Source organism: Anaerostipes sp. MSJ-23 (assembly GCF_018918155.1).
Classification (GTDB): Bacteria; Bacillota; Clostridia; order Lachnospirales; family Lachnospiraceae; genus Anaerostipes.
Window position 1 is genome coordinate 19,352 of the sequence record NZ_JAHLPY010000017.1, and the last position, 13,793, is coordinate 33,144.

A 13,793-nucleotide genomic window follows, 5' to 3' on the forward strand; every position below is an offset into this window, starting at 1 on the left:
AATATCTGTGAACATACATATGATCTTTATCATTAGTTTCCGTTTTGCCACTTAAAAAATGACAATCCATAATAACCATTTGTTGATTTTCCATTTTTAGAAACTTTAATATAATAAGTAGACTTTCCCTTTGGGAGCTTTATCATTTTTTCATCAAATTTTCTAACCTTTATGGTTTTTATTGATTTCTTTCTTCCTTTTTTATAAACAGTAAAGTCAAACCCACCTGTCATTGTTCCACTTTCAAAATTTAATACATATCTAACTTTTTTTGACGGAACCGTTATCTTATACCATCTCGATGCCTTTTCATTTTGTGTATAAATTTCATCTGTTCCATCTTCGTTTTTAATATTTTTAGCTTTTGATTTTTTATATACAACCGCCTTCTTTTTATAACTTTCTTTTTCATAACTAACAGATACAGCCTGTGATGATGGTGATTTTAAGCATAAACGATACTCTCCCCCAGAAAGAGCATAATAAATCTGGTCATCTGAAGATTTTCCACCTTTAACTTTTCCTGTACTTCCAATCTTTTGCCATTTTCCCTTCTTCTTCTTTTCAATTTTTACAAAAGTATCACCTTTTTGATATACAGAATCTATTTCAAAACTAACCAGTGCACGATCTTTTACTTTAAATGCATGATAAGTATAAGATCCCGTTCCTTTTTGAATATATGTTTTATTTTGAGAAAGTTTTCCAAAACTGTCTTTTAATACCCAAGATGCAAGATAAGCTTCCTGTCCTTTCGGAATTCTGGTATAAAATACATCCCCAGCTTTTACTCTAGTCATATATTCAATTCCTTCCGATGCTGTACCCTGGGTTTTTATTTTCATATTACTATCATAAAAATAGATCTTTGATTTTCCCCCACACTCTAACGAAAAATTCAAATAGCCATCATCCATAACCATAATTTTAACAAGCTGATTGTTTGCTTTAAAGTTCTTATTATAATATTTAATTCCACCAGTGAGAAGATAAACAGTTGCTTCTTCTGTGTCAAACTGATAAGCTTTTATTTCTTTTTGATTCCACTCTTCTGGCATAACATTCTTTTTACAATTCTTCGTCTTTACCTTCTGTATTACAGATGATGTTGATGCCTTTACTTTGGCAGATGATAATGCCATAATAAGACCAATTCCCAAAGCCAGCACAACTCTTGCGATCTTCTTCCATATTTTCTTCATTTAGTTTCTCCTTTCCCAACGAAATACCTCTCTATCTTTTATACAATCTTCTCTCTGAAAATATCTCATACAATTAATTTTTTTCTGTAATCAATCGATCCATGACAATATCATGTGTATCTACCGGTATCTCATCTAAAAGAAGTTCTTCCCAGCATATCATAATTTTAAAGAAATCTGTTCCTTGCAAATAACGATCATAATATCCAGCTCCATGTCCAAGTCTCTTCCTCTGTCGATCTGCGGAAACACATGGTATGATTCCAAGTTCAAATTCATTCTTATCCATTGTTCTGCAGTCATCCTTTGGCTCCATAATTCCATATGCGCCTTCCTTAAGGTCTGAAAAACTATGAATTTCTCTTACTTCCATTATTCCTTTTCCAATACAGATTGGAACTCCAACAACTTTCCCATCTTCCAATGCCCTGCGAATGAACATCCATGTATCCGTCTCATTTTTCATACTGACATAGCAAAATAGAGTTTTTGCATTCTTATATTCCTTGCTATCTATTAATCGTTGAAAAATATCTTTATCTGCCTGTTTTTTATAATCATCAGAAAGCTGCTGTTTTCTTTCTTTGATGATTTTTCTTGCTTCCTGTTTTGTCATTTTCTCTAATGGTTCCTTTCTTCATCAAGCATTTTTCATATATACAAAAAAGAATCCTGTTCTACAGAATTGTCCGCCTGCGTTGGATCGCTTCAGCGACAAATTTCCTATGAAGTAATAAAAATGAGCCTGATTGCTCAGACTCATTTTATCACAGCACTCTTATATTTGCATTATAATTGAGAATATAATTCCATAATCTTTTCACCAGTCGCAAGATCTTCAGAGAATGCACTCGCACTTCCAGCTGCCGTTCCCATCTTTAATGCCTCATTATAATCTCCATTACTTCTAATATAACCTGTAATAAATCCGGCAACCATAGAATCTCCGGCTCCAACAGAGTTCTTTACTTCTCCCTTCGGGCATGGAGAAATATGAACTTGTCCATCCTCTGTTACAAGAATTGCACCATCTCCAGCCATGGATACAAGAACATTTCTTGCACCTTTCTCTTGAAGTTTTTTTGCATATTCAATAATTTCATCATTTCCTTTTAATACAACACCAAACATTTCTCCAAGTTCATGGTTATTTGGCTTAATAAGGAATGGATGATATTTTAATACATTTAATAAAAGATCTTTTGTCGCATCAACAACAATCTGAATTTTCTTTTCCTGTAATCGTTCCATGATTTTTTCATAAATATCTTCTGGAAGACTTGCAGGGATGCTTCCTGCCAATACAAGCATATCTCCATCTTTTAACTGATCCAATTTTTCATACATAACTTGCAGTTCATCTTCATGAATAACTGGACCCATTCCATTAATTTCACTTTCTTCATTTGATTTTATTTTTACATTGATTCTTGTCATTCCCTCTCTCAATCGAATAAAATCTGGGGTAAAGCCAAGTTCTTTTGCTCCAGCTTCAATTGCATCTCCTGTAAATCCAGCGATAAAACCAAGACCAACACTGTCAATCCCAAGATTAGATAAAACATTAGATACGTTGATACCTTTTCCTCCGCAATATATATCTTCTCTTGTCGTACGGTTTACCATTCCAAGTGTTAGATTGTCTACCTTAATCACATAATCAATGGCCGGATTAAATGTTACTGTATAAATCATGAAAATACCTCCTTGATCGTTGTTAACTTCTGATATTTTTTATTTTCAAGCTGATCGGTAATAACCACTGCATCTTTAAGATCTGCAAATTTTACCGGTGATACCTGATCAAATTTACTATGATCTGCCAAAACAAATATCTGGCTACAATGTTCTGCTGCCTTTCTCTTTACAGCTGCTTCCTTTAAATCCGGAGTTGTGAATCCGCTTATTTGATCTACACCATTTGTTCCAAAAAATCCCTTTGTAAAATTATATTTTTCAAGATCTTCGAGCGCATCTTCTCCAATGATTGCTTCTGTTACAGCTTTGATTTCGCCTCCTAATAAAAAGACTCGGCTTCCTTTATTCATTAGTTTTCTTGCATGACTGATCCCATTTGTTACATAAGTGACATCTTTTTTCCCTAGGAAATCAACCATCAGCTCTGTCGTTGTTCCTGCATCAATATAAACAAAATCTCCAGGTAAAATACAGCTGGACGCATATTTGGCAATTTCCTGTTTTTCTTTTAAATTTTTTCCAGACTTCTGTGCAACTGCTTCCTCACGTGCCAATACAGATTTTACTGCTGTCGCTCCCCCATATACTTTAATCAGAAGCCCTTGTTGATCCAAAGCTGTCAAATCTCGACGAATCGTAGATTCTGAAATATTTAGTTTTTCTGTCAGCTCAGTAACTGTAACAGATTGCTCAACTCTGAGCAATTCTAAAATTTTCTCAAACCGTTCCTGCGCCAGCATTTCACCACTTCCTTTTTTACTTATCTATCTTAATTATATCATGATTTCAGTCATAGTCAATCATTTTCTTTCATATTCAATCATTCACAATTTATTCATTTTTTTATTTTCTACACATTTCCTCCTTATTTCTTACACATTTTCTTTTTATGATGTAAATAAAAGGAGGTAGAACAAATGAAACGAATACAGAAAAATATTCTTACAACAAGTTTAATGATTCTTCTTGCTGCATCTATTGGCTTTACAATCTTCCATATAAAGACACAAAGTAAACCATCTGCACCATCCAGTCAAACGCAGCAACAATCTTCTGCCGGAGGCAGTGCACCTGGAAATACACAAACTCCTGGAGGAGATAACAATAAAAACAATAAAAACAGTAATAACAAAAATACCAATAGACCACCAGAAAAACCTTCCGGAAGTTCTGGAAATTCATCACAACAACCACCAGATATGAAACAACCTTCTGGAAAACAGCCATCTATGAAGATTTCTACAAGTTCCATTGCTCTTCTTGGAGCGGAAAGTTTTCTTTTTTCACTGTGTCTTCTTTACTTGATTTTCTCAAGTTTTCATAAGAAAACATTCCGTGAAACTTTCATATCTGGAAAAAAGAGCATTGCTTATGGCGTCATTTCCCTATTACTTGCAGGTGGGCTTACATTTGGAGAATCCTTCATGACACAAAAATTAATGACTTCTAACGGACAGCCCCAATTACCATCACAAGATTCTAACATAGCATCTTCTGGAGTACCAAGTAGTTCCCCACAAAGTCATACAAAGTCGGTGAAATACACAGCTTCAAAAATAATCTCAAAATTTTCTAAGACTTTATCTGGAACTTATAAAGCCACAAAAAAAGATCAATGTGGGATTCTTGTAAAAAACGGCGGATCTCTTACTTTAAAAAATGCAGTTATTCAAAAATCTTCCGGAGATAGTAGCAATACGGAAAACTCTGAGTTCTACGGAACTAATTCCGGATTGCTTGTAACCTCAAAATCTTCTGCAACGATTAATAATACAAAAATCACTACTTCTGCAAAAGGCAGCAATGCTGTTTTTGCAACTGGAAGTAAAGCAAAAATTAAGATCAGTAACTCAACGATTACAACAACTGGTAATGCTTCTGCTCGTGGACTTGACGCTACTTATGGCGGAACAATTCTTGCAAATCATGTGACTGTACAAACAGCAGGTAATTCTTGCGCCTCTCTTGCTACTGATCGTGGAGAAGGAACTGTAACTGCTAAAAACTCTGACTTATCAACAAAAGGAGCTGGATCACCTGTCATTTATTCCACAGGAAACATTTCCGTCAACAACACAAAAGGAACTGCTTCTGGTTCTCAAATGGTTGTCATTGAAGGAAAAAATTCAGCAACAGTGACAAATTCCACGCTAAGTGCAAGCGGTGCTGGCAATCGAAACAATGTAGATAATGCCGGTATCATGATTTATCAATCAATGTCTGGTGATGCTTCTACTGGAACTGGAACATTTACAGCTAAAAATTCAACTTTATCTGTATCTAAAAATTCCAGCTATTACAAAAAAGCTCCAATGTTCTTTGTAACAAATACAGATGCAGTGATCAACCTTACAGATACAAAATTATCTTACGGAAGCAACACTCTTCTCTCCGTCAAAGGAACATCTGAATGGGGACAAAGTGGATCTAATGGAGGTACTGTGAAATTAAATGCTTCCAAACAGACATTCACTGGCAATATCAATTTAGATAAATTATCTACACTTACAATGAAGCTCAGCAATTCCTCCACTTATACAGGAACTATTAATGCTAAGAACAGTGCTAAGAAGATTTCCTTAACTTTAGATTCTTCTTCTAAGATGAAACTGACTGGAGATTCTTATGTAACATCTCTCAATGATAAAGACAGTTCTTACAGTAATATTGATTTTAATGGATATACATTATATGTAAATGGAAAAGCTATCAATAAATAACTTTTTTCATATAACCTCAAAAAAAGAAATGGCAGAAAAATTAAACTCTGCCATTTCTTTTTTATTTTTCTTTTAACATATTTTTGCTTCCTAGATAAGTTGCTATCATATATCCGATATAAATCACTAAAACAATGGCTAATGATTGTACTACTGATTCTGATATATTAATCTGTCCCAATGTTGAAATCAAAATAGAAGCTGTTTTAATTCCTACATAGGAATGTACTAACGCTAAGCTCAATGGAAGACAGAAATAAATAATGATCTGTGCTTTGATTGCATGATTGATCATTTTTTGTAAAGTTCCAATTTTATTTAATAATTGATACTTTTCGATATTATCTGCATTTTCACTTAATTGTTGTAATGCCAGTACTGCTGCACAAGTGATCAAAAATACTAATCCGATATAAATCGCAATATAAGTCATGATCGTACTTAACCCTGTACTTTGTTCATATACCTCTTCTTTTGAAATCGTTGCTGAATATGGTGAGTTTGGCATTTTACCGCTTGTGAGCAGCTGTTTTAAATATTTTGTATATCTTTGTGATACTTTCTGGGCGTTTCCTTTCCAATTGATATTCAAATATAAAGTGGAATCACTGATCTTTAATGAATCAATTACTTTATCATTTAAAACAACCGTTCCCATATCTGTTTTTGCTGCTGTTACCATAAAGGTATCTTTTTGCAATCCATATTTCATCCTATATGTTGTTCCGTCTAATTTAATCTCTTGCTTATCTTTTGCCGCCTTCTCCAAGATTGGAATCAGATTTCCATAATCACAATTTAATGCATATTCATCATCTTTTAAAGTTAATTCCTTCTCACCGAGCTTTTTATGAATCTTATTGTACTCAGATAGCTTTACAAATGTTAATGGAACTCTATAAAGATTTTTCACATAACTTGCTGTATAATTAGAATATTTTTCTCTTCCTTTCAAGAGTGGTTCCATACTATATCTGCTGCTTTTAAAATTACCATTTTTATACACATTGATTGCTAAAATTTCTTTTGCATCTTTTTCCACATCCAGCCCAAGATCTTTCATTTTTTTCAATAATTTTTGTTCTTGATTTTTCTGATAACCGCTTTTTAATAATCCATAAAATGTATAATCAAATTTGGTCATATCATCAAGATCTGTTTTCACAGAGCTTGCTAATCCACTTCCCGTTGCAAAAGCACTGATCGCTAAAAATAGCATTAAACATAACATTGACATTGACACAAATGTTGTTGTGATCTTTGAATTGATCTGTCTTAAAATAAACATATTCAATCCGTTATAATAAAATCTTTTATTTCTTTTTGCAAATTCCAGTAAAAATCCTGACAATGAAAAGAAAAACAGAAATGTCCCTATTACTCCAAGAAGTATGCTGATCTTAAAATCTGTATCAATCGCAAGCATTTGGTTTTTCTCAATCAAATGATAGGCCATGCCAAGACATCCAATCGATATAATAAATAAGACTACTGACAAAATTGGATTTTTCAATTTTGCTTTCTGATTCTTCTTTGCCGCATTTAACAGATTGATCAATTTATATTTTGATATGCTGATTCCATTAAAAATCATCACAATTATAAAAATAATGGCAAAATACACTATTGTCTGAATTAATGCAGTTTGAGAAAACACAAACTTAAATTCTTTCATCTGTACGGCAAACATTCTAGCTGTTAACATTGCTAATCCCTGTGATAAAAATACCCCTGCGATGAGTCCTGCGATCAATGCAAAAACACCGATTAGAAATGTTTCGATCAAAAGAATTTTTGAAACCTGTCGTTTTTCCATTCCAAGCAACAGGTATATTCCCATTTCCTTATGTCTTCTCTTCATTAAAAACTGATTTGCATAAATGATGAGGAATCCTAAAATAACTGCCACAAATACTGAGATCCAATTGATAATCATTGACATAACATGCATCATGGATTTCTGACTCTCATTCAGTTTTAAAACAGCCTGTTGTGCATGAACAGAATTAAACATATAAAATAAACAAATTCCAAATGTCAATGTTAAAAAATATATTGTATAATCCCGCATACTCTTTTTGACATTATGAAATGCAATTTTAGAATACATTTGTACTGTCACCTCCAAGCAATGTTACAACCTCAATGATACGGTCAAAAAATTGTTTCCTTGAATCATTTCCGCGAATAAGTTCATTAAAAATTTTTCCATCTTTGATAAACAAAATACGTTTACAGTAGCTAGCTGTAAAAGCATCATGCGTTACCATTAGAATTGTTGCATTAAGTTCCATATTCATCGTGTCCATACTGTCTAATAACATCCTTGCCGCTTTGCTGTCCAATGCTCCAGTTGGTTCATCTGCGAGGATCAACGATGGATTTGTGATTATGGCTCTTGCAGCTGCAACTCTCTGCTTCTGTCCTCCAGACATCTGATATGGATATTTATTTAGTACTTCTGTAATCATTAATTTCTCTGCAATTGATCTAACTCTTTCCTCAATTTCTCTTGCCGGAGCTTTCATGATCGTAAGTGCCAAAGCAATATTTTCAAATGCCGTTAATGTATCTAACAGATTAAAATCTTGAAAAATAAAACCAAGCTCTTCTCTTCTAAATTTAGAAAGATACTTTCCTTTTAGTTTTGTAATATCCATCCCATTGATCAAAATATTCCCGGCAGTTACATGATCAATTGTAGAAATACAATTTAACAACGTTGTCTTTCCACTACCAGACGCACCCATAATTCCAATGTACTCCCCTTTTTCTACCTCAAAACTGATCCGGTCAATTGCCTTTGTCAGATTTGCTTTGCTTCCATAATATTTTTCAATATTATCGACTTTCAATACAGAACTCATTTTTCCATCTCCTTATTTTTTCATAATCTATTTGATATTGCTTTTTTGTTTCTCTTATTGTCTTGTCTATAATATAGCACTGAAGCAACACTCTATCCATCGATTTCCCTTACAGAAAACTTACATTTTTGTCATATTGCCAATAAAAGTGAAACGGATTATACTAAATTTATACATTTAATCTTGATTATAAAACTTAGGAGGATCATCTATGTACTTAAAAAATGAAGATGTCAAAATTGAAACTTTAAAAGATGCCAACGGTTCTGACACGCCGATTAAAAAAATGGCATTTTTATCTGAAACTGAAATGAAAAACAGTAGCCGCCTTTTTGGTAAAGTCATTATTCCTCCTGGATGTGCTCTAGGTTACCACACTCATGAAAATGAAGGTGAAGCTTATCATATTCTCCAGGGAACTGCTCTTTACAATGATAATGGTAACAAATATAAAATCCATGCAGGTGATACAACATTTACCAGTGATGGAGCTGGACATGGAATTGAAAATATCGGTGATGAAGATCTGATTTTTATAGCTTTAATTTTATTAGATAAATAATTTTATCAAAAATCAGCCATACTGTCTCTGTAAGGAGGCGAACTGATGATGGATAAAAAAAAGACAAACGAAGAAATCGATGAAAATATTTTTGAAATGTGCAATGTTTGCTCTACAACAGACTGTACCGGATTGATTCAAGTTGTTCCAAAAACAGAGGAAGAATTGGAGGCTTATGAAGATCTATATCCATATAAACCTCCTTTTGTTCCTGCCGATGATCATGATAAGTCTTAAGGTTTCTTCAGACAAAAAGATGCCATACGAATACTTTTCGATATGGCATCTTCTTTTATTTCAGAAATATCATAGAATTTCTTGGAAATCCTATAAATACATTTGTTCCTATTTTTTCTTTAGATTCAATCCAAAAATCAATCTCTAATTTATTACACAAACACTTGCATAAATATAATCCCATTCCTGTTGATTGTTTATAATTTCGACCAGTTGTCCCTGTGTAACCTTTTTCCATCACTTTAGGAAGATCTCTCTTTGAAATTCCAATTCCATTGTCACAAATCTTAAGAATAACTCGATCCTTTTCTTCTCTAGCTTCAAAAACAATTTCTGCTTTGGACTCTTTCCGATATTTAACCGCATTTATCACAACTTGCTGAAGAATAAATTCTATCCATTTTTCATCACTAAATATTGAAAAAGATAATTCATTTAATATTACTTTTATTTTATTTGTTATCAACATTCTTGCATTGGATCTTATGACACTTTCCACAATTTCTCTTAAATCAATGCACTTAACCATATAATCTTTTTCTACACTTGTACTTCTTGCATAATATAACGCCTGATCTAAGTACGACTCGATTTGATTAAGCTCATCTTTTAATATATCTTGAATCTCAGAAGGGTGATTTTCTATAATTAATTTTCCTGCAGCTAAAGGAGTCTTCACTTCATGAATCCACATTTCAATATATTCTCTATAGGAAGAAGACTGTTGCTGACATTTAAAGACTTCATCATTCATAGACTTATTACATTCAGACAAACAATCATAAAAAATCTGTCCTTCTAAAAATTCCGGACGCTCTATCATTTCTAAAAGCAAAAATTTCTTATCAAGTCCTTCTAAAGATTCCTGTAAAGAACAATAAAAATTTCGCTTTTTAAAATAAACATACAAAAAGCCCACAAGCTTTACAAAAACTAAAATGCTGATTAAATAAACAATTGCAAAAAGATTCATCTGAAACATCATAAGGAAAAAGAATATAAAGACTATAAGAATTATTTCTATCATACAAGAAATTTTGCGATCTTTTATATATGTGCCAAATGTCATATCATATACCCCTGTCCTCTTTTGGTTGTGATAAATTTTTCTAATCCGATTGTCTCCAATTTTTTTCTTAATCTATTAATATTCACTGTAAGTGTATTATCATCTATAAATTCATTAGATTGCCATAATGCTTCCATTAATTGATCTCTAGATACAATTGATCCTTCTCTTTTAATCAAGGTATATAAAATTTTCATTTCATTTTTACTAAGTTCTATTTCTTGTCCTTGATATAACGCAACACTCCTATTTAAAAAAACTTCCAATCCTCTGCATTTTATAATATTTTCTTCTTCGGATACCTTCTTTGTTCTTTTTAATAGTGCTGTAATGCGAGCTAATAAAATTTGAGTATTATAAGGTTTTGTAATAAAATCATCTGCCCCAAGATTCATACTCATCAATTCATCTATCTCACTATTCCGGCTTGTTACAACAATTATTGGTACATCTGAATGATTTCGTACTTCACGGCAAATATAATAGCCATCAAAAACAGGCAGATTAATATCCAATAAAATTAAATCTATGTCTTCCTTCAGACAATCGTTTACAACTGTATCAAACTGTTGCGGCACTGTTACTTGATATCCATATTTTTCTAAAAAAATGGCTAATTCTTTTTGAATTGGTTCATGATCCTCTATAATTAAAATATTTGTTTTTTTCATGGTTTCTTACTCTTTCTTATAAAGAAAAAAGGCATCTCATTTTGAGATGCCTTTTTTAAATTTTACTATTTCTTTGGCTGAATAGATTCTTTTCCACCCATGTATGGTCTTAGAACTTCTGGAATTGCAACACTTCCATCTTCTCTTAAATTATTTTCAAGGAACGCAATTAGCATTCTAGGTGGTGCAACAACTGTATTATTTAATGTATGGGCAAAGTAATTTCCATTTTCACCTTTTACACGAATGCGAAGTCTTCTTGCCTGTGCATCTCCAAGATTAGAGCAGCTTCCAACTTCAAAATACTTTTTCTGTCTTGGAGACCATGCTTCTACGTCTACAGATTTTACTTTTAAGTCTGCCAGGTCACCAGAACAACATTCCAAAGTACGTACTGGGATATCCATAGAACGGAACAGATCTACTGTATTTTTCCATAATTTATCATACCACATTTTACTTTCTTCTGGTTTACATACAACGATCATTTCCTGTTTTTCAAATTGATGAATACGATAAACTCCACGTTCCTCAATTCCATGAGCTCCTTTTTCTTTTCGGAAACATGGAGAATAACTTGTCAATGTTTTTGGAAGTTCTGCTTCTGGTGTTGTTGTATCAATAAATTTACCAATCATAGAATGCTCACTTGTACCAATCAGATATAAATCTTCCCCTTCGATCTTATACATCATAGCATCCATTTCATCAAAACTCATAACACCGGTTACGACATTGCTTCGAATCATAAATGGTGGAACACAATAAGTAAATCCACGATCAATCATAAAGTCTCTTGCATAAGAAATAACAGCAGAATGAAGTCTTGCAATGTCTCCCATTAGATAATAAAAACCATTTCCTGCAACTTTTCTTGCGCTATCTAAATCAATTCCATCAAAGCTTTCCATAATATCTGTATGATAAGGTACTTCAAAATCAGGAACTACTGGTTCTCCAAACCTTTCAAGTTCCACATTTTCACTATCATCTTTTCCAATTGGTACAGATGGATCAATAATGTTTGGAATTGTCATCATGATCTTTTTAATTTTTTCTTCAACTTCTTTTTCTCTTTCACTCAGTTCTTCAATACGATCTGCAGAAGCTGTTACCTGTTTTTTTACTTCTTCTGCTTCATCTTTTTTACCCTGTCCCATCAGAGCACCGATCTGTTTTGATAATTTATTTCTATCTGCACGAAGAGACTGAACTTCCTGTTTAATTTCACGATTCTCTTTATCTAATTCAATTACTTCATCTACTAATGGTAATTTACGGTCCTGAAATTTATTCTGAATATTTTTCTTTACAATATCCGGGTTTTCTCTTAAAAATTTAATATCTAACATATCTTCCTCCAAATTATTGATTCATACAATCTTCCAATGTGATCATTTCTTCTTTTGATAATGCTACTTTTGATTTGCCACCGGTAATTTCCTTTGCATAAACATAGGTACCACTTTGGCTCATCATGCTATTCAATAACATTCCATCATTGTTCTTATCCAAAAGTCCAAGAACAAAACTAGTCTCTCCACCCATATCCGAAAATGCATCATACTTATAAATCTTCATTTTAGAATATGTATTAGAATACTGGTTTCGAACATCATTGATTTCTTCTTCGATCACATTCTGTTCCTGCGCAATATTCTCCATTTTTTCAAATCTATCAAAAATAGATTTTTCCAGAGATTTGCCATCATTTCCCGAAAGAAATTTTTCATAACGCTTTTTTAATTTACTTGTTTTTATAAAAAGCGCAATGATTAACAGAAACGATAGAACCACCAGTGCTGCTAACCCCATAGTAATATACAGGATATCAACACTTCTTATTGTTTCCCACATTCTTATTATGTTCCTCCTAAATAGATTTTATCATATCCACGATTCTTTCTAATTCATCGCGGGAATAATATTCAATCTCAATTTTTCCTTTGTTATCTTTTTTATTTTTAATATGTACTTTACTTCCCAAAATCTGTTTCATTGTTTCTTCCAGATCCTGATATAAAAACGAATATTTATCTTTCTGTTCTTTTTCTTTTTTGGGCTGATTCATTGTTTTTACAAGTTTTTCAATATCACGAACGCTCAATTTTTCATCGAAAACTTTCATTGCAATTTGATATTGCATATCTCCATCTGAAATTCCAAGCAAAGCCCTTGCATGTCCTGTACTAATCATTTCATCTTCAAGCATGTTTTGAACTCTATGATCTAATTTCAATAATCTTAAAGAATTTGTAATTGTAGCACGACTTTTACTTACCTTCGCTGCGATTTCATCTTGTTTCAATTGAAAATCCTGCATCAGCTTTTTATACGCCATTGCTTCTTCAATCGGACTAAGATTTTCTCTTTGTATATTTTCAATCAATGCAATTTCAACAATTTCACGTTCTGTAAAATCTTTTACAATGACAGGTACTTCTTTCATTCCTGCTAATTTTGCTGCTCTCCATCTGCGTTCTCCAGCAATAATCTCATAATAATGATCTCTTTTTTTTACTAATAAAGGTTGAAGAATTCCATACTGCTTTATAGAATCTGCCAGTTCTTGCAATCCATCTTCATCAAATTGATTTCTTGGCTGCTGAGGATTTGGCTCAAGCTTCTGAATTGGCATCATCAACTCACTGATAGAATGATCTTCTTTCTTTTCTGCCACTTCTTTTGTCAGTCCACTGTCCATAATTGGAACACTTGGAATTAATGTATTCAAACCGCGTCCAAGACCTTTCTTTTTCCCTGACAT

Annotated in this window: 14 protein-coding genes; 3 read left to right on the plus strand and 11 right to left on the minus strand. The window is 32.8% G+C overall.

Annotation, left to right across the window (positions count from 1 at the left end):
- Positions 1–32: 32 nt before the first annotated feature.
- The 4 genes from KQI71_RS10185 to KQI71_RS10200 all read right to left on the minus strand — a co-directional run bounded on the left by KQI71_RS10185 (position 33) and on the right by KQI71_RS10200 (position 3,640).
- Positions 33–1,202 carry a hypothetical protein gene (locus KQI71_RS10185; protein ID WP_216435938.1) on the minus strand — a complete coding sequence of 390 codons (1,170 nt, stop codon included), beginning with the start codon at positions 1,200–1,202 and terminating at the stop codon, positions 33–35.
- Positions 1,203–1,275: 73 nt separating this feature from the next.
- Positions 1,276–1,818, minus strand: a complete 543-nt coding sequence (locus tag KQI71_RS10190) for a 5-formyltetrahydrofolate cyclo-ligase (RefSeq protein WP_216435940.1) — start codon at positions 1,816–1,818, stop codon at positions 1,276–1,278.
- Positions 1,819–1,991: 173 nt separating this feature from the next.
- On the minus strand, positions 1,992–2,897 hold the full coding sequence (gene pfkB / locus KQI71_RS10195; protein WP_216435943.1) for a 1-phosphofructokinase: 906 nt from the start codon (positions 2,895–2,897) through the stop codon (positions 1,992–1,994).
- On the minus strand, positions 2,894–3,640 hold the full coding sequence (locus KQI71_RS10200; RefSeq protein WP_216435945.1) for a DeoR/GlpR family DNA-binding transcription regulator: 747 nt from the start codon (positions 3,638–3,640) through the stop codon (positions 2,894–2,896). Before KQI71_RS10200 ends, pfkB begins: the two co-directional genes overlap by 4 nt.
- Positions 3,641–3,817: 177 nt before the next feature.
- Between KQI71_RS10200 and KQI71_RS10205 the strand changes: the two genes are divergently transcribed.
- Positions 3,818–5,620 (plus strand): hypothetical protein, encoded by a 1,803-nt coding sequence (locus KQI71_RS10205; RefSeq protein WP_216435947.1) that lies wholly within the window; start codon positions 3,818–3,820, stop codon positions 5,618–5,620.
- A 61-nt stretch (positions 5,621–5,681) separates the two neighbouring features.
- On the opposite strand, the gene KQI71_RS10210 is transcribed toward KQI71_RS10205, so the two are convergent.
- Positions 5,682–7,730 (minus strand): ABC transporter permease, encoded by a 2,049-nt coding sequence (locus KQI71_RS10210; RefSeq protein ID WP_216435948.1) that lies wholly within the window; start codon positions 7,728–7,730, stop codon positions 5,682–5,684.
- Positions 7,720–8,487 carry an ABC transporter ATP-binding protein gene (locus tag KQI71_RS10215; RefSeq protein ID WP_216435949.1) on the minus strand — a complete coding sequence of 256 codons (768 nt, stop codon included), beginning with the start codon at positions 8,485–8,487 and terminating at the stop codon, positions 7,720–7,722. Before KQI71_RS10215 ends, KQI71_RS10210 begins: the two co-directional genes overlap by 11 nt.
- Positions 8,488–8,698: 211 nt before the next feature.
- On the opposite strand from KQI71_RS10215, the gene KQI71_RS10220 reads away from it, so the two are divergent.
- Together KQI71_RS10220 and KQI71_RS10225 are read left to right on the plus strand one after the other, a co-directional pair.
- Positions 8,699–9,049, plus strand: coding sequence for a cupin domain-containing protein (locus KQI71_RS10220; protein WP_216435951.1), 351 nt, complete (start codon positions 8,699–8,701; stop codon positions 9,047–9,049).
- A 45-nt stretch (positions 9,050–9,094) separates the two neighbouring features.
- On the plus strand, positions 9,095–9,286 hold the full coding sequence (locus tag KQI71_RS10225) for a hypothetical protein (RefSeq protein WP_216435953.1): 192 nt from the start codon (positions 9,095–9,097) through the stop codon (positions 9,284–9,286).
- A gap of 55 nt (positions 9,287–9,341) precedes the next feature.
- On the opposite strand, the gene KQI71_RS10230 is transcribed toward KQI71_RS10225, so the two are convergent.
- The 5 genes from KQI71_RS10230 to KQI71_RS10250 all read right to left on the minus strand — a co-directional run bounded on the left by KQI71_RS10230 (position 9,342) and on the right by KQI71_RS10250 (position 13,793).
- Positions 9,342–10,259, minus strand: coding sequence for a sensor histidine kinase (locus KQI71_RS10230; RefSeq protein ID WP_253288035.1), 918 nt, complete (start codon positions 10,257–10,259; stop codon positions 9,342–9,344).
- 92 nt (positions 10,260–10,351) lie between these two features.
- Entirely contained in the window at positions 10,352–11,026 is a 675-nt protein-coding gene (locus KQI71_RS10235) for a response regulator transcription factor (protein ID WP_216435957.1), read from the minus strand.
- A 65-nt stretch (positions 11,027–11,091) separates the two neighbouring features.
- A complete protein-coding gene (serS, locus tag KQI71_RS10240) occupies positions 11,092–12,378 on the minus strand; it encodes a serine--tRNA ligase (protein ID WP_216435959.1) in 1,287 nt (428 codons plus the stop codon).
- 13 nt (positions 12,379–12,391) lie between these two features.
- Positions 12,392–12,883 carry a DUF4446 family protein gene (locus KQI71_RS10245; RefSeq protein ID WP_216435960.1) on the minus strand — a complete coding sequence of 164 codons (492 nt, stop codon included), beginning with the start codon at positions 12,881–12,883 and terminating at the stop codon, positions 12,392–12,394.
- 16 nt (positions 12,884–12,899) lie between these two features.
- Entirely contained in the window at positions 12,900–13,793 is an 894-nt protein-coding gene (locus KQI71_RS10250; protein ID WP_216435962.1) for a ParB/RepB/Spo0J family partition protein, read from the minus strand.

Excerpts from the sequence above, each read along its gene's own strand:
- KQI71_RS10185 (WP_216435938.1), bottom strand. The coding sequence starts at position 1,202 with ATGAAGAAAATATGGAAGAAGATCGCAAGAGTTGTGCTGGCTTTGGGA.
- KQI71_RS10190 (WP_216435940.1), bottom strand. The coding sequence starts at position 1,818 with ATGACAAAACAGGAAGCAAGAAAAATCATCAAAGAAAGAAAACAGCAG.
- pfkB (WP_216435943.1), bottom strand. The coding sequence starts at position 2,897 with ATGATTTATACAGTAACATTTAATCCGGCCATTGATTATGTGATTAAG.
- KQI71_RS10200 (WP_216435945.1), bottom strand. The coding sequence starts at position 3,640 with ATGCTGGCGCAGGAACGGTTTGAGAAAATTTTAGAATTGCTCAGAGTT.
- KQI71_RS10205 (WP_216435947.1), top strand. The coding sequence starts at position 3,818 with ATGAAACGAATACAGAAAAATATTCTTACAACAAGTTTAATGATTCTT.
- KQI71_RS10210 (WP_216435948.1), bottom strand. The coding sequence starts at position 7,730 with ATGTATTCTAAAATTGCATTTCATAATGTCAAAAAGAGTATGCGGGAT.
- KQI71_RS10215 (WP_216435949.1), bottom strand. The coding sequence starts at position 8,487 with ATGAGTTCTGTATTGAAAGTCGATAATATTGAAAAATATTATGGAAGC.
- KQI71_RS10220 (WP_216435951.1), top strand. The coding sequence starts at position 8,699 with ATGTACTTAAAAAATGAAGATGTCAAAATTGAAACTTTAAAAGATGCC.
- KQI71_RS10225 (WP_216435953.1), top strand. The coding sequence starts at position 9,095 with ATGATGGATAAAAAAAAGACAAACGAAGAAATCGATGAAAATATTTTT.
- KQI71_RS10230 (WP_253288035.1), bottom strand. The coding sequence starts at position 10,259 with ATGAATCTTTTTGCAATTGTTTATTTAATCAGCATTTTAGTTTTTGTA.
- KQI71_RS10235 (WP_216435957.1), bottom strand. The coding sequence starts at position 11,026 with ATGAAAAAAACAAATATTTTAATTATAGAGGATCATGAACCAATTCAA.
- serS (WP_216435959.1), bottom strand. The coding sequence starts at position 12,378 with ATGTTAGATATTAAATTTTTAAGAGAAAACCCGGATATTGTAAAGAAA.
- KQI71_RS10245 (WP_216435960.1), bottom strand. The coding sequence starts at position 12,883 with ATGTGGGAAACAATAAGAAGTGTTGATATCCTGTATATTACTATGGGG.
- KQI71_RS10250 (WP_216435962.1), bottom strand. The coding sequence starts at position 13,793 with ATGTCAGGGAAAAAGAAAGGTCTTGGACGCGGTTTGAATACATTAATT.